Origin of the sequence: Bacteroides sp. HMSC067B03, from assembly GCF_001811315.1 — a bacterium.
In the GTDB taxonomy this organism is placed as follows: Bacteria; Bacteroidota; Bacteroidia; order Bacteroidales; family Bacteroidaceae; genus Bacteroides; species Bacteroides faecis.
In genome coordinates, this window is sequence record NZ_KV804391.1 from 1 (window position 1) to 18,861 (window position 18,861).

At 46.8% G+C, this 18,861-nt stretch carries 15 protein-coding genes; 3 read left to right on the top strand and 12 right to left on the bottom strand.

Annotation, left to right across the window (positions count from 1 at the left end; genetic code table 11):
• Positions 1-186 precede the first annotated feature (186 nt).
• The 9 genes from HMPREF2794_RS16695 to epsC form a co-directional block, all read right to left on the bottom strand.
• Positions 187-978, bottom strand: coding sequence for a metal ABC transporter ATP-binding protein (locus tag HMPREF2794_RS16695; RefSeq protein WP_055269490.1), 792 nt, complete (start codon positions 976-978; stop codon positions 187-189).
• Between the two features lie 59 nt (positions 979-1,037).
• Complete coding sequence (locus tag HMPREF2794_RS16700) at positions 1,038-1,964, bottom strand: metal ABC transporter solute-binding protein, Zn/Mn family (RefSeq protein ID WP_010535990.1); 927 nt, start codon at positions 1,962-1,964, stop codon at positions 1,038-1,040.
• A gap of 53 nt (positions 1,965-2,017) precedes the next feature.
• Positions 2,018-2,806: a tRNA (5-methylaminomethyl-2-thiouridine)(34)-methyltransferase MnmC2 gene (mnmD, locus tag HMPREF2794_RS16705; protein WP_010535991.1), complete on the bottom strand. Its 789-nt coding sequence runs from the start codon at positions 2,804-2,806 to the stop codon at positions 2,018-2,020.
• Positions 2,803-3,282, bottom strand: a complete 480-nt coding sequence (locus tag HMPREF2794_RS16710) for a YqaA family protein (RefSeq protein ID WP_010535992.1) — start codon at positions 3,280-3,282, stop codon at positions 2,803-2,805. The genes mnmD and HMPREF2794_RS16710 overlap by 4 nt, the downstream gene beginning before the upstream one ends.
• Positions 3,267-4,277 (bottom strand): hypothetical protein, encoded by a 1,011-nt coding sequence (locus tag HMPREF2794_RS16715; protein ID WP_055269491.1) that lies wholly within the window; start codon positions 4,275-4,277, stop codon positions 3,267-3,269. Before HMPREF2794_RS16715 ends, HMPREF2794_RS16710 begins: the two co-directional genes overlap by 16 nt.
• Positions 4,277-5,551, bottom strand: coding sequence for a phosphoribosylamine--glycine ligase (purD, locus tag HMPREF2794_RS16720; protein WP_055269492.1), 1,275 nt, complete (start codon positions 5,549-5,551; stop codon positions 4,277-4,279). Before purD ends, HMPREF2794_RS16715 begins: the two co-directional genes overlap by 1 nt.
• A 66-nt stretch (positions 5,552-5,617) precedes the next feature.
• Positions 5,618-7,816 (bottom strand): S9 family peptidase, encoded by a 2,199-nt coding sequence (locus HMPREF2794_RS16725; RefSeq protein ID WP_070751959.1) that lies wholly within the window; start codon positions 7,814-7,816, stop codon positions 5,618-5,620.
• Positions 7,817-7,981: 165 nt separating this feature from the next.
• Complete coding sequence (locus tag HMPREF2794_RS16730) at positions 7,982-9,499, bottom strand: THUMP domain-containing class I SAM-dependent RNA methyltransferase (protein ID WP_022301777.1); 1,518 nt, start codon at positions 9,497-9,499, stop codon at positions 7,982-7,984.
• 16 nt (positions 9,500-9,515) lie between these two features.
• Entirely contained in the window at positions 9,516-10,418 is a 903-nt protein-coding gene (epsC, locus tag HMPREF2794_RS16735; protein WP_010535997.1) for a serine O-acetyltransferase EpsC, read from the bottom strand.
• A 140-nt stretch (positions 10,419-10,558) separates the two neighbouring features.
• On the opposite strand from epsC, the gene HMPREF2794_RS16740 reads away from it, so the two are divergent.
• Positions 10,559-12,574: a tetratricopeptide repeat-containing sensor histidine kinase gene (locus HMPREF2794_RS16740; protein ID WP_022301778.1), complete on the top strand. Its 2,016-nt coding sequence runs from the start codon at positions 10,559-10,561 to the stop codon at positions 12,572-12,574.
• Positions 12,571-13,350: a LytR/AlgR family response regulator transcription factor gene (locus HMPREF2794_RS16745; protein ID WP_055269496.1), complete on the top strand. Its 780-nt coding sequence runs from the start codon at positions 12,571-12,573 to the stop codon at positions 13,348-13,350. Before HMPREF2794_RS16740 ends, HMPREF2794_RS16745 begins: the two co-directional genes overlap by 4 nt.
• A gap of 108 nt (positions 13,351-13,458) precedes the next feature.
• On the opposite strand, the gene HMPREF2794_RS16750 is transcribed toward HMPREF2794_RS16745, so the two are convergent.
• Together HMPREF2794_RS16750 and polA are read right to left on the bottom strand one after the other, a co-directional pair.
• On the bottom strand, positions 13,459-13,854 hold the full coding sequence (locus HMPREF2794_RS16750; protein WP_055269497.1) for a DUF3836 domain-containing protein: 396 nt from the start codon (positions 13,852-13,854) through the stop codon (positions 13,459-13,461).
• A gap of 332 nt (positions 13,855-14,186) precedes the next feature.
• Positions 14,187-17,036: a DNA polymerase I gene (polA, locus tag HMPREF2794_RS16755; RefSeq protein ID WP_070751961.1), complete on the bottom strand. Its 2,850-nt coding sequence runs from the start codon at positions 17,034-17,036 to the stop codon at positions 14,187-14,189.
• 88 nt (positions 17,037-17,124) lie between these two features.
• Between polA and HMPREF2794_RS16760 the strand changes: the two genes are divergently transcribed.
• Positions 17,125-18,099: a polyprenyl synthetase family protein gene (locus HMPREF2794_RS16760; protein ID WP_010536002.1), complete on the top strand. Its 975-nt coding sequence runs from the start codon at positions 17,125-17,127 to the stop codon at positions 18,097-18,099.
• Here HMPREF2794_RS16760 and HMPREF2794_RS16765 read toward each other — a convergent pair whose 3' ends face one another.
• Positions 18,100-18,780 carry a DUF1266 domain-containing protein gene (locus HMPREF2794_RS16765; protein WP_010536003.1) on the bottom strand — a complete coding sequence of 227 codons (681 nt, stop codon included), beginning with the start codon at positions 18,778-18,780 and terminating at the stop codon, positions 18,100-18,102.
• Positions 18,781-18,861 lie beyond the last annotated feature (81 nt).

Below are 18,861 nucleotides of genomic sequence, written 5' to 3' on the forward strand. Positions count from 1 at the left end.
TTACTCCACTGGAAGAATGGATTGAGTACCTGAAGAAATTCAGAGATTGTAAGAAGTCATTATTTTATATGATATTGTTTCGTCCCATTTCTTTTCTGTTTGGAAGGAAGTGGGACGAAATGTTTGTATATGTTCCCTTTTCAATATAGTACAGTAGTTCCTGGACGTACATTTTACAGTGAACGTTTAGTGATGATGGTGATGTTCACCGAGAACGCGGTGTGGCAACGTGCCGTGTCCTAACAGTTCGATGGGGCAGTTGAAGTTCTTTTCCAGCCATTCTGTAGAGACGCCCGTATCGGGGTGGTAGTCCAGTGTTTCGTTGACGCAGGCGATGGACTTTACTTGTTGCAGTACGGTGCCGATGTCATGGCTGACGAGGATGATGGCGCATTCCTTGTTTATTTCAGCCAACAGTTCGTAGAGGCGTGCTTCAAAACGTTTGTCGATGTACGTGCTGGGTTCGTCGAGAATCAGTACCGAAGGATCGGAGATAATGGCGCGTCCGAGCAGTGCACGCTGTAGTTGTCCGCCGCTAAGTTGGCCGATGGAACGGTGCTCGAGTCCTTCGAGTCCCATGCGGACGATGATTTGTTTGCCTTTCTCCTTCTGTTCGGGAGTGAAGCGGGAAGTCAGTGATTTCTGGATACTTAGTCCGGAGAGAATCACTTCCTCCACCGAAATCGGAAACTTCCGGTCGATGGTGCTGTACTGTGGCAGATAGCCGAGGGAAGTCTGAGCACCGGAAGTGACGGTTTGGGGCGTGCCGGATGGTTCTGTAGGAGTGTGGAAGATGATTTCTCCGGCAGTCGGTTTCAGCAGACCGAGGATGCACTTGATCAGTGTCGTCTTGCCGCCTCCGTTCGGACCGATGATGCCCAGAAAGTCCCGTTCGTAAACGTTCAGGTTTACGTCGTGGAGTACAGTACGACCGTCGTATCCGGCAGCAAGGTTCTTTATTTCGATAATCGGTTTCATATTTGGAGAGTTACTTCGTTTATGTATGATTCGGTCGTTCATTCTATAGAGTCCCGTTTTTATTCGGGGTCCATAGGGGTGAGTGCTTTGGCTACGTTCAGCATTTCTGTCTCCCAGTCATAACTTAACGGGTTGATGGGGACTACCTTTGTGCCGGTTTGCTGCGCGATGGTCTCTGCGTTGCGCTTGTCGAACTCCGGTTGTACGAAGATGACACCTACTTTTTCCGATTTGCACAAGTCTATCAGTTCTTTCAGATGGGCAGGTGAAGGTTCTTTACCGCCTTCCTCGATTGAAATCTGATGCAGTCCGTAGTCGCGGGCGAAGTAGGAGAGAGCCGGATGGTAAATCATAAAGGATTTGGCCGATTTCGGGGCGGAAAGTTGCCGGCGGATGAGGCTGTCGGTATGTTGGATACGACGGCAGAGGGAGTCGTAGCGTGCCAGATAATAGGCCTCGTTGGGCTTGTCGAGCATGCAAAGTGCCTTAAAGGTGTTTCCGGCAAGTATCAGGGCGTTGGTGGTAGAGTTCCATATATGTGGTTCTACGGCATGATTGTGCCCGTCGTGGTCATGATGTCCGGCTGTGTGTTCCTGTTCGTTGTTGTTCAGAATTAGGTCTACACCTTTTGAGGTGTCGAATACTTGGATGTGCGGAGTGTTATTCATCAGCCGGTCCATCCAGGTCTGCTCAAAGCCGATGTAGCCGATGCGGAGGTATGCTTTGCTGTCTCCCAGGGATACCAGTTGTTGAGGAATCGGGTCGTATGTCTCCGGACTGGAACCTTTCGGGACCATGCTCACTACCGTAAACTTGTCACCGGCAATCGCTTCCGTGAAGTAGCGTTGCGGTTCAATGGTGACGGTAATGACCGGTTTTGCTTCTTCGTTGCCGCTTGCTTTGGACGTTCGGCCCGTGCAGGCTGCCAACAGGAGGCAGGAGCCAAGAAGAAGGAGTGTTTTCAGATCTTTTAGTTGTTGTTTCATGACTATTGTATTAATATCGGGGGTTGCTACTTTTTCCTTGTATCTCTGTATTTCTATATTTCAGCTTCTTGCTTTTCTTTCGGCTTCAGGGCACGTAGTATTTCCCGCTTTCCTCCCGGAGGACCGGGAAGGCGCTCTACGGTAAAGCCTGCTGCCTGCAACATGCGCCGGATGACTCCTTTGGCGCAATAAGTGGTGAGGATGCCTCCTTCATTTAATAAAACATATAAACGGTTAAATAGTTCCTGCGACCACATTTCCGGTTGCTTTTCCGGAGCGAAGGCATCGAAATAGATAACGTCAAATGATAATGGAGAATGGATAATGGACAATGGAGAATGGCTGTGCTGTGTAATGGTACGGTTTATTGCCCATTGTTCATTATTCATTATCCATTTATTAACGTCGGCTTGTATTTTACAGAGAGTGAAGTGTGGGGTAAAGGATATTTCTTCTTCCCACGGTGATGTATGAATGCCTCTGAATAGATCGATGGCTGCTTGTTGTCCGCTATTGATCGCTGAATGCTCATCATTCTCTTTCCCTATATATCCCAGTTGCTCCACCATCTGCCATTCCAACGGGTAGAGTTCGAGGCCTGTATAGTGTACGTTGCGTCCGCTTCTTTCTGCTTCTTCAAGGGTAAGCCAGGCATTCAGTCCTGTTCCGAAACCGATCTCCAAGATATGTGGGGAGGGGGAATCGGAGGCTTTCAGTCCCATATTGATGAAAATATGCTGCGATTCCGTACGTGCTCCTTTGGTCGAATGATAATGTTCATTCAATTCCGGAACAAATAGGGTAGCACTCCCGTCGTCAGTCTTTTCAATTACTCTTTTCATCCTGCAACAACATTCCATGCGCTTTCCAGCACGTATAAAAGTAAGATGTAGCGTATCAGTTTCCCGGCAAACATGGAAGCGGTGGTAAGCCATACATTGCTTCGCATGAATCCCAGTGCGATGGAGATTACTTCTCCGACAGCTGGCAGGAAGGCGAAAAATGCCATCAATGCTCCCTTTCCTTGCAGGAACTTCATCATTTTGTCTACTTTCTCTTTCTTTACTTTGAAGTATTTCTCAATCCAGCTTATTTTGCCCAGACGTCCCATATAGTAACAGGTCATTCCGCCTGCGGTGTTGCCGAGCGCGGCAGCCAATATACAGGCGGTAGGGTTCAGACCGAGTTTCACCAGTGCTACCAGCACCAGTTCGGAACTGAACGGTATGATACTCCCTGCAAGTAGGGCCGAGATAAACAATCCCGGAAGTCCCCATTCGATGAGGAGTTGTATTGTTGAGTCTATAAAAGCGTCCATACGTTAAAACCGAATAAGAGGATGAGGCAGACCAGAGAAACAATGAAAAATACATTCGATGTTTTGCTGTTGGTCAGCACGAAAAGGTGTCCGATCAGTATACTGCTGCTTATCATAAGCAACGGCAGAAGGTTGCTGCATTGCGACGGTTGCAGCGCAATCAGTATGAAGAGGAAGAGCGTCAGGTCTATGAGAAATTGTAAATAGGCACGTGTACGTATCTTGTCTTCGAATCCGGCAACGACGCAATGGGCGGCGCTGACGATGAATAACACAAACAGGTAACCGAGTGTTGCCAGTTCCCAAGGCTGGAGTACCTGCAGGTTGAGTAAATCTCCAAAAGTAGCCAGTTCCCTGAATGGGTGATAGAACAGCTCCATCTGATCGTGGAAGAAAGCATGTCCGAACAGCATCCAATAGGGCATCGTCCATCCTATTAATGCACCGCAGAAACTGCGGAACGTAAGCGATTGGAAACGGTATGCCTCAAACAGCCAGAGCACCGAAAAGAAGGTGAGCTGGGGAAAGAAAATGCTTCCTGCACCGATAAAGAGGAAGGAATAGAACAAATATCCTGCCGCCTGCGACTGTTGATAACTCTTGAACAGAAAATAGATGGAGAATAAAAAGGCAATGGCAGCCACGTCTCCTGCATACAGCAGGTGCATTTCCGGGCAGACCGTGACCAGCAGAAAATAAATGGCCGTCTGTACGGAAGCCCGCATACGAATGATGCCGAACCGGTTGTTCAGCTCAATCAGGAAATAGCCGGCAGCTGCGTAGATAAGAAAACTGACAAGGTGTTCTGCCCATGTGGGAAGCAACAGCGTGCGGGCGGACTGCCAGAGGACGGAACCACCTTCTTCGCCCGCCGGCATGGTGAGTCCCGGCAATAGGACAGAGGTCAGCACCCAACAAAGGGTGCAGATGAAAATGGCAGCAGGGAGTGTCCACCGCCCTGCTGTGACCTGACCTTGTAGTCTCTTGTTTCTCATTATAAGTCGAATCCGATATCGTGACGGAAATACTTCTTGTCAAAGTTGATCATGTCTGCCACTTTATAGCTCTGTGCCAGTGCTTCTTCCTTCGTGGCCCCGTAAGAGCAGACAGCGATCACGCGTCCTCCGTTCGTTACGATTTGTCCGTCCTTCATGGCTGTTCCGGCATGGAAAATGATGCTTTCGGTAGCGGCAGCCTGTTCCAGACCGCTGATAGGGAAGCCTTTTTCGTATGCTTCGGGGTAACCGCCGCTCACGAGGATAACGCAGCCTGCCGAACGCGGGTCTATCACCAGCGTCTTTTCGTCGAGGTTGCCTGCGGCTGTGCCTTCCAGCAATTCTACAAAGTCGCTCTGAATGCGGAGCATGACGCTTTCTGTCTCCGGATCGCCCATGCGGACGTTATATTCGATTACCATCGGTTCGCCTTTCACTCGGATCAGTCCGAGGAAGATGAAGCCTTTGTAGACGATGTTTTCTTCTTTCAGCCCGTTGATGGTCGGTTCGATGATGCGGGTGCGTACTTTCTCCATGTATTCTTCGTCGGCAAACGGAACCGGAGTCACGCTGCCCATACCGCCTGTGTTGAGACCTTTGTCTCCTTCGCCGATGCGTTTGTAGTCTTTCGCTACGGGGAGTACTTTGTAGTGTTCGCCGTCGGTAAGCACGAATACGGAACATTCGATGCCGCTCAGAAACTCTTCAATAACGACTGTTGCCGATGCGGAGCCGAACATGCCGCCAAGCATTTCCTTCAGTTCTTTCTTGGCTTCGTCCAGCGTAGGGAGAATGAGAACGCCTTTTCCGGCACAGAGTCCGTCTGCCTTCAGTACGTAAGGGGCTTCCAGCGTTTCGAGGAAAGCCAGCCCTTCTTCAAGGTTTTCGGTTGTGATACTTTTATATCGGGCTGTCGGGATTCGGTGACGCATCATGAAGCCTTTGGCAAACTCCTTGCTGCCCTCCAGCTGTGCTCCGTTGGCGGACGGACCGATAACGGCGATATGTTTCAGTTCGGGACGATTCTGGAAATAGTCGTAGATGCCTTCTACCAATGGATCTTCGGGACCTACTACCACCATTTCGATGTTTTCTTTCAGAGCGAAAGCGCTGATCGCTTCAAAGTCGGTAGCTTTGATGTTGACATTCTCGCCTACGGCGGTTGTTCCGGCGTTTCCCGGAGCGATGTACAGCTTTTCAACTTTCGGACTTTGGGCAATTTTCCATGCCAGTGCATGTTCGCGGCCACCCGAGCCTAGTAATAATATTTTCATAATGAGTATTGGGTTATGGGTTTTCAGTTATGAGCTTTTCGGTATGGTACTGTGGGCTGTCGGTCTTTATAGGTTCTGCTCAAAGTACCGGGTGATTTTCTCATGCAGATGTACGCGGTCGCGGCCTGATACGTTGTGCTTGTGGCACGGGTAAATAAACAGGTCGGGATAAGTGCGGGCGTCTACACAGGCTTTCATAAACGAAAGTGTGTGTTGCGGTACGCAGGTGTCGTCGTGGTCGTCATGGATAATGAGCAGATGACCTTTTAACTGTCCGGCAAGGTTCTTCAGGTCACATTCTTTGTAGCCTTCCGGGTTGCTTTCCGGAGTATCCATGTAGCGTTCGCCGTACATCACTTCGTAGTATCCCCAGTCGATGACAGGTCCGCCGGCTACGCCTACCTTGAATATTTCCGGGTGGCGGAGCAGCAGGGCAGTGGTCATGTGACCTCCGAAGCTCCATCCGTGCACGCCGATGCGGTTTCCGTCTATGTAGGGGAGAGATTTCAGAAATTCAATGCCCTTCACCTGGTCTTTGCCTTCTTCAATGCCGAGCCGGCGGAAGGTGGCGTTTTCAAATTCCAGTCCCCGGTTGGCACTGCCCCGGTTATCGAGGGTGAACATGATATAGCCTTTGTTGGCCATGTAGATGTCCCATCCGCGGGAACCGTTCAGCCAGCCGCCGGTGACGAGTTGCGCGTGTGGTCCGCCGTATACGTAGACGATGACCGGATACTTCTTGTTCGGGTCGAAGTCTGCGGGTTTGGTGAGGCGGTAATATAGGTCGGTGGTTCCGTCTGCAGCTTTAATGGTACCGGTTTCGATGGTGGGCATCTGATACCCCTCATACGGGTTTAGGGCGGTCAGCAGGTTGACTGTTTTCAGGCTTTTGGTATCCACGATGTCAATGCAGCGCGGAAGGGTAGGAGTCGAATAACGGTCGATGAGGTAGGTTCCCGATGCGCTGAGCGTTCCGTTGTGTTCTCCTTCGGTGGTAGAACGGAAACTGAACGGGAGACTTCGTTTTCCTGTGTTTACATTCACCGCAAAGTTATTGCAGCCTTTGCCGTCTACTGCCTGGAAGATGACTTCCTTCCGCTTCGCGTTGAAGCCCAGAATGTCGCCTACCAGCCATTTACCTTCGGTCAGTTGTTTCACCGGGATGTATTCGATATGCTTGCCGCCTGCGGCTTCGCTTTTCCAGTCGCCTTTGAGGCTGGTGGTGATGTCGCATAGGTATAGGTGATTGTATCCGTCGCGCTGGCTTTGGTAGATGAATTTATTGTTATCCCACGGTAAGAATACGATGGGGTGTTGAGGCTCTACATATTTAGGGTGCGTTTCTTCCAGCAGTTTGCCCGTCAGTTTGCCTGTCGTTGCATCATATTGGCAAAGTACGGCGTGGTTCTGGTCGCGGTTCAGCTCGATAAGGTAGAGGCTTTTTTCGTCCGGCGACCAGCTGATATTGGTGAAATAACGGTCGGTCGGATCGCCTGCATCCAGATAGATCGTCTTTTCGGTAGCAGGGTTGTAGATGCCTACTTTTACTTGGTGGCTGGTCATTCCTGCCATTGGATAACGGACGTTGTTCACTTCCCCTACGCGTGCGGTGATGTCTACAAGCGGATATTGCGTGACCATGCTTTCGTCCATGCGGTAGAAAGCGAGCAAGTTTCCTTTCGGGCTCCAGAAAGTGCCTTTGTTGATGCCGAATTCATTGCGGTGTACGGACTGACCGCAGACAATGCCTTCGGGCTCGTTAGTGATGGCCTGTTCGTTCACATACAGGTTATTGTTTACTGTGTAGGCTACGTTTCCGTTGGCTGCGCAATAGTCCTCGTTAGCTGCTTTCTCCTTCAGTTTCAGTGTGCTGACAATCCGGTTGTTCTTGAAATCGTATACGATGAACTTGCCGGATACTTTCAGTAGCATTTGCGGCTTGTCTGCCCATGGGTAAAGGATAGAATACGGGGGCGACAGTTTCCCTGCTTTATGGTCTGCAAGTACTTTGTTGATTTGTTCAAGGGTAGTGAGTACCGCCTCTTTCCCCGTTTGGGGCTGGACGGTGTAGATGGTGTCGGTACTTGGTTTGATACACACATCTCCCCACCATTGCAGGCCGTACAGGTTTTCTGCATAGCGGTAGGTTTCGCCACCTGGAATCAAATCTTCCAGTGTCAGCTTTTTAGTTTCCTGTGCCATAACATTGATTACGATTGGTAGTGCCAGCAATATCAAGATGGCTCTTTTTCCAATTTTACTCATTGCTTTTTACTTTATTTGTTTTTAAATCCTTCTATTTTTACCCTGTCCAAGGAGGTTGTCTTTATTTGAATGGCATACCTTTCCTTGTCGGATGATAGACCTTTTCCAAATATTGATAAGGTCGCATTTTGCAACCTTATATTGATAGTCAATGAAGGAATGAAATTACTCTTCTTCCTTCTTCGGAATTCTGGGCTCCCGATTTCCTCTGAACTCTCTCGGAGCTCTCGAATCTCTTTCTCCCCGGAACTCGCCTCTCGGCTTTCTGTCTCTGTCATCCCGTGTAAAGCTTCCTTCTTCTCGTCTGGGTTTGAAGTCACCCTCCCGACGTGGTTTGTACTCTCCTTCGCGGCGTGGTTTATATTCACCTTCTCTGCGTGGCTTGAATTCCCCTTCGCGACGCGGTTTGAACTCACCTTCCCGTCTGGGTCTGAATTCTCCTTCCCCACGTGGCTTGAATTCTTTTCTTTCCCGGGGTTTCGAAGCATCATAGCTTCCTTCTGTCTCTTTTTTCTCTTCTCCTTCTCCCTCCTGACTCTTGAACTCTTTATATTTTCCGTCGAAAATCTCATATTTGCGGAACTCGCATTCCAGTGCACCATTGAATAACGGTACTTTCTGACTTGCTTTCAGGCCAATCTGATCGAAACATTCTTCGCGGTAAGAGAGTACCCAGGCTTCGTTTCCTACAAATGCATGTTTCAGACGCTCACCAATCATCTGGTACAATCCAAGCAAGTCATTGGTGGAGATACGTTCACCATAAGGGGGATTCATGACGATAATGGACTTTTCCTGCGGTTGTTCAAACTGCTGGAACGGTTGCAGTTTCAGTGTCACATCCTTGGATACGCCTGCCGCTTTTATATTATGTGTTGCTATTTCGTTCGCTTTCGGACTGTTGTCATATCCGTAAATCTTATGCGTAAACTCGCGCTCCTGGCTATCATCATTGTAAATCTCGTCGAACATCTCCGAATCGAAATCCACCCATTTCTCAAATGCGAATCCTTTGCGGAATACTCCCGGAGCGATGTTTCTTGCTATCAGTGCTGCTTCCACAGGAATCGTTCCCGAACCGCACATCGGGTCAATCAGGTCACATTCGCCGCGCCATCCTGTCATCAGAACCATACCGGCAGCCAATACTTCGTTCAGCGGAGCTTCTACCTGTTCCTGACGGTATCCGCGACGATGAAGCGATTCTCCGGAAGAGTCCAGCGACAACGTACAAGTGGTATGTGCAATGTGAATATTGAGCAGTACATCCGGATTATTGATGCGTACCGACGGACGTTTGCCTGTCTTTTCGCGGAAATAATCCACAATAGCATCCTTCACCTTATACGATACAAACTTGGAATGACGGAATTCCTCGCTGAATACAACTGCATCTATCGCAAACGTCTTGTTTACATCAAGATACTCTTCCCATGGAATAGCCTGTATCTGGTTGTAAACTTCATCAGCATCCTTTGCCGTAAAATTCTTGATCGGTTTTAGAATGCGGATAGCAGTACGGAGGCAGAAATTTGCCTTGTACATCATACGCTTGTCTCCTGTAAATGAAACCATGCGGCGTCCTATCTGGATATCGTTGGCTCCCAGTGTTGTAAGTTCTTCAGCAAGGATCTCTTCCAGTCCCTGGAAGGTCTTGGCTATCATCTCGAATTGTTCGCTCATATATAGTTAATTGATTTTATTTCTTTGCTTTTGTTTGTACTATTTTCGCTCCGGCGGGGATATTCTCTGTTACCCAGATATTACCTCCTACGGTGGCGTCTCTTCCGATAGTAATTCTTCCCAAGATAGTAGCATTGGAGTAGACAATGACATTGTCCTCCAGAATCGGGTGGCGGGGAATGCCCTTGATCGGTTTTCCGTCGGCATCCAGCGGGAAGCTTTTCGCTCCCAGGGTGACACCCTGATATAATTTGACATTATTTCCGATGATGCTTGTTGCACCGATCACGACACCCGTTCCGTGGTCTATGGTAAAGTGACTGCCTATTTTCGCTCCCGGATGGATGTCGATTCCCGTTTCGCTATGTGCCATTTCCGTAATCATGCGCGGAATCAGGGGAACACCCAGTTCCAGCAGTTCGTGTGCAATACGATAATTGCTGATCGCTTTGATAGCGGGATAACAGAAAATAACTTCACCGTAGCTCTTGGCAGCAGGGTCGCCGTTGTAGGCGGCTTCTACATCCGTTGCCAGTATTCTTCTCATAGCGGGTAGTTTACTGATAAACTTCGCGGCTAGTCGGGCAGCTTCTTCTCTTCTCGACTCCGAGCAGACGTTGCATTTTCCTTCTGTCGTTCCGAAACATAATCCGGCAAGGATTTGCTCTGTGAGCAAGTCAAATAACTTTTCGATATTTACACCGATGTGATAATTGATTGTCCGGCTGTTGATGGTGGAATTTCCGTAGTATCCGGGGAAGAGAATGGCACGTGAAAGCTCGATAATTTCATACAAAACTTTAGCAGAGGGCAATGGTTCGCCATCTTTATGTTGATGAAACAGCCCTTTGTAAGATTCGCTTTCCGATAGCTCATCGACTGCCTGTGTCAGAATGTGGGTAAAGTTCAATGGACTCATTAGGTCAGTTACTCATGTTTATATGGGCGCAAAGGTATTAAAAAAATAATAAATTTCGTTGAGATTCAATATAATTAATGTATTTTTGTGGCATTCAAAATTAGACACGGACGAGGGGACGAAATAAAGCGAAATCTGCTATGAAGCTATTTGGGTTGATAGGGTTGGTGATATGGTTGAGCTGCAGTTGTGTGGATAAGCATCGCAGTCACTCTTTGTGTGAGCAATCATTTATTGACTCTTTGGAAGTCCGTGCACAGGATTCTCTGTTCTCTAACTTGCCTTATTCGCGTTCTTTATTGCGTAATGCACTCCACCAGACGCAGGATTCGATGACATATTACCGCCTGATGGCATTGTATGGAAAGACTTTTTTCGTATCGTCCGATTTTGATTCTATCCTCTATTATAACCGCCCTGTGAAAGAGTATGACAAGCGTGCAACTGCCTGCCCGCGCTGGAATGATGTGCTTTCGGATGTATATAACATCGAGGGAAATGTCTGGATGCAACTCAATCAGCCCGATTCGGCAGTTGCCTATTATGAGAAATCCTACGCTTATCGTCTGAAAGGAGACAAGGCGCATCTTCTATCGGATATTTGTATGAATCTGGCTGATGCTCATCTGCATCGTGGGGAACTGGCACATACCGCTTCTTATTATCGGAAGGCATTGTTTATCTGCGACTCCCTGCACCTGTCGGAACATGCCAAGTTTCCAGTTTATTGCGGATTAGGACAGACTTACATGGATTTGCGCGACTTTGATTTGTCAAATCATTATTACGAGCTGGCAGGGCAGTTTTTTGATGAAATGACTGTCAGCGAGAAGTGGGTGTATCTCAATAATCGGGGAAATCATTACTATTACAAGAAAGATTATCAGGAAGCACTGGTTTATATGCGGCAGGCGGCTGATATGATAGCGAATTATCCGCAAATGGTATTTGAAAGTAATCTCTCGAAAGTCAATCTGGGCGATCTTTATCTGCTGACTAACCGTTTGGATTCTGCTGAAAACAATCTGAATGAAGGTTATCGTTATTTTTCGGAGATAAAGAATAACTCCGCCATGCACTATATTGAGACACTGATGATTGAGCTTTCCTTGAAAAAAGGAAATATCGCACGTGCCAGGGAGATGATTGCACGGACTGCTTCTACCGGCCATGTGGATGCCAATATGCTCACTATACGCAACCAATATCTGCAGCATTATTATGAAAAGGCCGGCGACTACCGTAATGCATATAAATATCTGAAGCGTGATTACCAACTGAATGACTCTATCCGTAGCGAGCGGATTCGTACTCGTGTGGCCGAACTGGATATGCGTTACCGTCAGGATACGATCGTATTGCGCAAAGAAATGCAGATTCAACGGCAGGCTGGTGAGGTACGGGTTTTGAGGCTGAGCATGTATATCTGGGTGCTTGTCTGCCTGTTGCTCGCAGCCGGAACGGTAGTGATCATCTGGTATATGAGGAAAAAGAGAGAGTTTCTCCGCGAACGTTTCTTTCAGCAGATCAATCGTGTCCGTATGGAGAACTTGCGGAGCCGGATTTCTCCTCATTTCACTTTCAATGTGCTGGGACGGGAGATTAATCAGTTCAATGGGTCGGAGGAAGTGAAGAATAATTTGATGGAACTGGTCAAATATCTCCGTCGGAGCCTTGAACTGACTGAAAAGTTAAGCGTATCTTTGCAGGACGAACTGGATTTCGTGCAGTCGTATATCAGCCTCGAAAGCGGTCGTATCGGCGAAGGCTTTACAGCGTCGGTGATAGTAGAGGAGGGACTGGATGCAAAACGTATCATGATTCCTTCCATGATTGTTCAGATTCCGGTAGAGAATGCGATTAAGCACGGACTGGCTGGAAAAGATGGAGAAAAGGAGTTGTCTGTCCGTGTTTCCCGTGAAGGAAAAGGAATCCGTATCTTGGTTTGTGACAATGGACGAGGGTATCTTCCGCAAGTTGTTTCTTCGACTAAAGGGACGGGAACCGGACTGAAAGTGCTCTATCAAACGGTCCAGCTGCTTAATACAAAGAATAAAAACGAGAAAATGCGTTTTGACATAACCAACCGAAACGATGGTCAGACCGGTACGCAAGTGTCTGTGTATATACCGTTTCATTTTTCTTATGAATTATGATGAATGTAGAAGATAAATATAAAGTTGTTATTGTGGATGATGAGCGTACTGCGATTGATGCTTTGCGCAGGGAGCTGGGCGCTTATCAGGAGTTTGAAATAAAAGGAACAGCAAGCAATGGAGCAAAAGGGAAAAAGATGATAATGGAACTGCGTCCGGACCTGTTGTTCTTGGATGTGGAGCTTCCGGATGTGCTGGGGCTTAACCTGTTGAGTGAGATACGCGATGAAGTGCTGTGGGATATGAAAGTTGTTTTTTATACTTCATATGATAAATATCTGCTTCAGGCTCTGCGTGAGTCCGCTTTTGATTTCTTGTTGAAACCTTTTGAGACGGAAGATCTGAAGATCGTTATAGAACGCTACCGGAAAGCTGTCGCTTCGATACCGGTGGCTCCTTCGTCCTCTTTTGCTTCTTCTGTCAGTGCCCTGATGCCGCAACAGGGAATGTTTATGATCAGTACGGTGACCGGTTTCAAGCTTTTGCGGCTGGAAGAGATCGGGTATTTCGAATATCTGAAAGACAAGCGCCAGTGGCAGGTAGCTCTGTTCAATCAGACCCGGTTGAACTTGAAGCGAAATACAAAAGCCGAAGATATCATTGGTTACTCACAAGCTTTTATTCAGATTAGCCAGTCAGCTATTGTCAATGTTAATTATCTTGCAATGATTGATGGGAAATGTTGCCAGCTCTATCCGCCTTTTCATGATAAAAGCGATCTGATAATCTCCCGAAGTTTTCTGAAAGGTCTGCAGGATCGGTTCTTTGTGCTATAAATCTACACTTTTGCGAATATACGCGAAAACGCCGTTTCTTCATCAGGAACGGCGCTTTCTTTTTGTTAGAATATTAGAATGAGAGAGTATATTGTTAAAAAAATGCTGTTACAAATTAGTATTGTCCATGGTTACTGTCATCTCCGGAACTAATACGTAAGCACGTTTCTTGGTGTTCCATTTATAGTAATTGGTCGTTACAGTTTTTCCTTTATAAGCATATTGGATACGGAGATCTTTTTCCCATTCTTCTTTAGTACTGTTCCATTTCAAGGTCTCGCTTTCAATCATGCGCTTATTGTCGTCGTACTTATAGTTGTATTTCATATAGTTGGCAAGTGTGTTTCCGTTCATCTTGTAAACAGTCTGACCTACCATTACTCCATTTTCTTCTACCGGATTATAAACCAGCTGACCATCATAACTGCGTGCAGAAGCAACAAAAGAGGTCATCAGAAGAACTACGGATAGAACATACATTTTTAAAGATACTTTTGTTTTCATGGCTATTTGATTTTAGAATTATACTTTCATTTGTCTATCAATACTCTTGTATTGCGCTGCAAAGTTATATATTTATTCGGTATTTATGCAAATATAAAGCTGAAATAATATCAAAATGTCAGGTAATGGCTAGGGGACTATCTTGCTTTTTGCCAAGATTGGTGACAAAAAAATATCCGGCAGTCAACCTGCCGGATATAGAACGGAGCACTTCGTTGAGGAAGTGAACCTTTTTCTTGCTTTCTGGATAATGGGTTAAATAATGTTATAACTCATTCTTTCCTTTATTTGGCTGTTCAGCCCTGCTTTGCTATAGTAGGATAAACATTGTTTTAGTGTGCTTCGAGCCAGTTTTTGCCCCATCCGCAATCTGCTTTCAGGGGGACATGCATGCGGTATGCATTTTCCATTTCCTCAATGACGATCTCTTCTACCCGTTCTTTTTCGTTCATCGGTACACTGAAGTTCAATTCATCATGCACTTGGAGTATCATTTTGGCCTGTATGCCTTCTGTCTGGAAACGCTGATAAATACGTGCCATTGCTACTTTTATGATATCTGCGGCACTTCCCTGAATTGGTGCGTTGATGGCATTTCGTTCTGCATAGCCGCGTACAACTGCATTTCGTGAGTTGATATCGGGCAAGAAGCGTTTCCGGTGGAAAATCGTTTCTACATACCCTTTTTCCTGAGCTACCTGGATGCTTTTATCCATATAAGCCTTGACGCTTGGATAAGTTTCGAAGTAACCGTCGATCAGTTCCTTGGCTTCTTTCCGGTCTACGTTCATACGTTCGGCAAGTCCGAATACGGAGATGCCGTAGATGATACCGAAGTTGGCGGTTTTCGCCTTGCGGCGCATGTCAGAGTCGACGTCTTTCAGGTCTATCTTATATATTTTGGCAGCTGTTGCCGCATGGATATCATGATTGCTGAGGAAGGCATCGATCATATTTTTGTCTTCGCTGAGATGTGCCATGATACGGAGTTCTATCTGCGAATAGTCGGCAGAGAAGAAAAGACAGCCTTCGTCCGGAATGAATGCCTTGCGGATTTCTTTGCCGTTCTCGTCGCGGATAGGAATATTCTGCAGGTTCGGGTTGCTCGAACTGAGGCGTCCGGTAGAGGTTACAGTCTGGTTGAAGGATGTGTGTACCCGTCCCGTACGTGGGTTAATCAGTTGGGGAAGTGCATCTATATACGTTCCCAGCAGTTTTTTCAATCCGCGATGTTCCAGTATTTTTTCTACTACGGGATGTTTGTGCCGGAGACTTTCGAGCACTTCTTCCGAGGTGACGTACTGACCGGTTTTGGTCTTCTTTGCTTTTTCTATGATCTTCAGTTTGTCAAACAGTACCTCGCCGACTTGTTTGGGCGAAGCGATATTGAAGGTTTCGCCCGCCAGTTCGTAAATCTCTTGTTCGATGCGCTGCATCTGGGCGGTGAAATGGACAGACGATTGTTTGAGCGCATCTGTATCCAGCAACACTCCGTTTCGTTCTATGTTGACCAATACCGGTACGAGCGGCATTTCGATATCGTAAAACAAACGTTCGGCATCGTTCTCTTTCAGTTCCTTCTCCAGCACATTTTTAAGTTTCAGCGTTACGTCTGCATCTTCGCATGCGTAACGGTAGACATCCTTCGGGTCGAGATCGCGCATGTTTTTCTGATTCTTTCCTTTCGGACCTATCAGTTCGTCGATGTGAATGGTCTGATAGTGAAGATAGATTTCTGCCAGATAGTCCATTCCGTGACGAAGTTCCGGTTGAAGAACATAGTGGGCGATCATCGTATCGAAGAGTGCACCTTTCACCTGCACTCCGTAATTTTCAAGAACGATCATGTCGTACTTGATATTTTGTCCGACTTTCAGGGAATTCTCATTTTCGAAGACCGGTCGAAACTCATTGACTATTTTTAACGCTTCATCATGATTGTCGGGGACCGGAACATAAAAGGCCTGATTTTCGGTTATAGAGAAACTCATTCCGACCAGTTCGGCATCCATTGGTTCTGTTCCTGTGGTCTCCGTGTCTAACGAGAGAATTTTCGATGTAAGTAACTTTTGAATAATTTCGCTTCTTTTCTTCTCTGTATCAATGAGTTGGTAATCACAGTTAAGCGTTTCTAACGTCTCTAGATTCGATTTTTTCGCTTCGCCTGCCTCGTTGCCCGTAAAATTCGCAAATAAATCGCCTTGGATGGCTCCTCCTTCTTCGGGAAAAAGAGGAAGAGGAGAGGGGGCACTTTGAGGGGTTGCCGTTTTGTTTCCGGTAGGCGTAGTTACTCCACCTTTTGAACTTTCCTTTTTCAGTACCCGGTCGATAAGTGTCCGGAATTCCAGTTCTTCAAAAATCCGGCGGAGTGAATCCTCGTCTGCTTGTTCGCGGACGAGCTTGTCCATTTCGAGTTGGATAGGAACATCGATCTTGATCGTGGCGAGGAATTTGGAAAAAGTGATCAGTTCCTTGTTTGTTTCCACTTTGGTTTTCAACGCTCCTTTCAGTTGGTCGGTATGTTCCAGCAGATTCTCGATGCTTCCGAATTCGGCGATTAGTTTTTGAGCGGTCTTTTCACCGACACCGGGGCAGCCCGGGATATTGTCGGAAGAGTCGCCCATCAGTCCGAGCATATCGATCACTTGCGCGGGCGACTGGATATCGAACTTCGCTTTCACTTCTTTGATGCCCATCACTTCAAAGCCTCCCGTATGTTTGGGGCGGTACATGAATACATTGTCTGTCACCAGCTGACCGTAGTCCTTGTCAGGGGTCATCATATAAGTAGTGATGCCTTGGCGCCCGGCTTCTGTGGCGAGGGTCCCGATCACGTCATCGGCCTCGTAGCCTGCCACTTCCAGAATCGGGATGCGGTAAGCGTGTATGATCTCCTTTATAATAGGTACGGAGAGGCGGATGGCTTCCGGTGTTTCTTCGCGCTGGGCTTTATATTGTTCGAAAGCTTCGTGACGGAAAGTAGGGCCGGAGGGGTCGAAGGCTACTCCTATATGTGACGGGTTCTCTTTTTTCAGCACCTCTTCGAGGGTATTGACAAAGCCGAGAATGGCTGAAGTATTGAACCCTTTGGAGTTGATTCTGGGATTCTTGATAAAGGCGTAATAAGCCCGATATATCAGTGCATAAGCGTCTAAAAGAAATAATTTATTGTCTGACTCCATAGATTTAATTAATTTTTCATGGTAAAAGTACAAAAAAATACCGTATTAAGCGTTTTATTATTACTTTTGTGCTCAAATAGTGTTATGAATGGATAGTATCTCACTTATCAAAACCCCGATTGAAGCGGAGCTGGAGGATTTTAAGGATCTTTTTGATAGCCCTCTTTCTGATTCGAACGCATTGCTCGATAGCGTAATAACTCATATACGCAAGAGGAATGGTAAGATGATGCGTCCTATTCTTGTCCTATTGGTGGCACGTCTTTATAGTGCTGTTTCTCCTGCTACTCTTCATGCGGCAGTCTCTTTGGAGTTGCTTCATACGGCCAGTCTGGTGCACGACGACGTAGTCGACGAGAGCACCGAACGTCGCGGCCAGCTTTCGGTGAATGCTGTTTTCAATAATAAGGTATCTGTACTGGCGGGTGATTATCTTTTGGCTACCAGTCTGGTGCATGCCGAGCAGACCAATAATTATAAGATTATCCGTCTGGTATCCTCGCTGGGGCAGAAGCTTGCTGAAGGAGAGTTGCTTCAACTTTCGAATGTAAGTAATCATAGCTTCTCGGAGGAAGTTTATTTTGATGTAATACGTAAAAAAACGGCGGCACTTTTCGCTGCTTGTGCCGAGGCGGCTGCCCTGTCGGTAGAGGTGGGGGAAGAAGAAGTTGCTTTTGCCCGTCTGCTGGGTGAATATATCGGCATCTGCTTCCAGATTAAAGATGATATTTTCGACTACTTTGATAGCAAGAAAATCGGTAAGCCGACCGGTAATGACATGCTTGAAGGTAAGCTGACGCTGCCTGTCCTGTATGCATTGAATACTACGAAAGATGAATGGGCGGAGCAAACAGCGTTGAAGGTGAAGGAAGGTACGGCTACTCCCGATGAAATTGTTCGTCTGATTCAATTTACCAAGGAGAATGGCGGTATTGAATATGCCTGCCGGATCATAGAACAATATAAAAAGAAAGCATTTGATTTGCTGGCTTCTCTGCCTGAATCCAATATCTGTGTGGCCCTCCGGACTTATCTGGACTATGTGGTCGACCGTGAGAAATAACTACTCTCTGCTGTTTCTGAGAAGAGAGTAGCATAGGATTAATTCCTCCCAATCTTCTATTTTATTCGATTTCATCGCTCCTCCGATGAGGAAACTCTTGTCTATTTCTTCCGGTGTGCGGAGGATTTCGGCACACGCTGCGCTTGCTTGTTCGATGTATTCCCAAGCTTGTTCTCTGGAGATGTAACCGCAGTCTTTGGCAGCCCGTGCCAGCCCGACTACTTGTGCCATATCCCATCCGATAACCCCTCTCTCCAAGTCATTAATCCATACAATCGGATCTCCTCTTTCTTCTATATACTCTTTGAAATTGTATAGATTTCTGCCTTGCTGAATGAAGCGGTCTATTCCATAGAAGCGTTCGCGGATGGTGTTTTCAAACTGCTGTAAGTTCTCTGTAGAGAGCAAATAGGGGAGCATGATAGCGTATGAAGACCTGTTTCCTTCGTTGATGAGAAACAGAAATAACTGGCTGGAAGAAATGGTGTCTATACAATGGAATTTCTCCGATAGCAGTTGGGCTAGTTGCTGCGGATGTACTCCGGTTTTTATGCAGTTGAGATAGAAGCCGTTTAATGCAGCTTCCATATAGCCGATGCGCAGGCCTTGTTTTCTTCTGGCACCGAGTATCAGGTTTAAGGGGTTATGGTTAAAACGTAAACTCTTTGTGTGTAACTTCATTTTATACTCTTTATCACTTATGGTTAACTAAAAAAAGCGTGAGAACTGCTGCAATATGTCTTTTCCTGGGGTTTCGGCAAA

Coding starts and splice junctions, on each gene's coding strand:
- purD (WP_055269492.1), bottom strand. CDS start 5,551: ATGAAAATATTATTACTAGGCTCGGGTGGCCGCGAACATGCACTGGCA.
- HMPREF2794_RS16730 (WP_022301777.1), bottom strand. CDS start 9,499: ATGAGCGAACAATTCGAGATGATAGCCAAGACCTTCCAGGGACTGGAA.
- HMPREF2794_RS16695 (WP_055269490.1), bottom strand. CDS start 978: ATGAAACCGATTATCGAAATAAAGAACCTTGCTGCCGGATACGACGGT.
- HMPREF2794_RS16710 (WP_010535992.1), bottom strand. CDS start 3,282: ATGGACGCTTTTATAGACTCAACAATACAACTCCTCATCGAATGGGGA.
- polA (WP_070751961.1), bottom strand. CDS start 17,036: ATGGAGTCAGACAATAAATTATTTCTTTTAGACGCTTATGCACTGATA.
- HMPREF2794_RS16760 (WP_010536002.1), top strand. CDS start 17,125: ATGGATAGTATCTCACTTATCAAAACCCCGATTGAAGCGGAGCTGGAG.
- HMPREF2794_RS16715 (WP_055269491.1), bottom strand. CDS start 4,277: ATGAGAAACAAGAGACTACAAGGTCAGGTCACAGCAGGGCGGTGGACA.
- HMPREF2794_RS16700 (WP_010535990.1), bottom strand. CDS start 1,964: ATGAAACAACAACTAAAAGATCTGAAAACACTCCTTCTTCTTGGCTCC.
- HMPREF2794_RS16740 (WP_022301778.1), top strand. CDS start 10,559: ATGAAGCTATTTGGGTTGATAGGGTTGGTGATATGGTTGAGCTGCAGT.
- HMPREF2794_RS16765 (WP_010536003.1), bottom strand. CDS start 18,780: ATGAAGTTACACACAAAGAGTTTACGTTTTAACCATAACCCCTTAAAC.
- HMPREF2794_RS16725 (WP_070751959.1), bottom strand. CDS start 7,816: ATGAGTAAAATTGGAAAAAGAGCCATCTTGATATTGCTGGCACTACCA.
- HMPREF2794_RS16750 (WP_055269497.1), bottom strand. CDS start 13,854: ATGAAAACAAAAGTATCTTTAAAAATGTATGTTCTATCCGTAGTTCTT.
- epsC (WP_010535997.1), bottom strand. CDS start 10,418: ATGAGTCCATTGAACTTTACCCACATTCTGACACAGGCAGTCGATGAG.
- HMPREF2794_RS16745 (WP_055269496.1), top strand. CDS start 12,571: ATGATGAATGTAGAAGATAAATATAAAGTTGTTATTGTGGATGATGAG.
- mnmD (WP_010535991.1), bottom strand. CDS start 2,806: ATGAAAAGAGTAATTGAAAAGACTGACGACGGGAGTGCTACCCTATTT.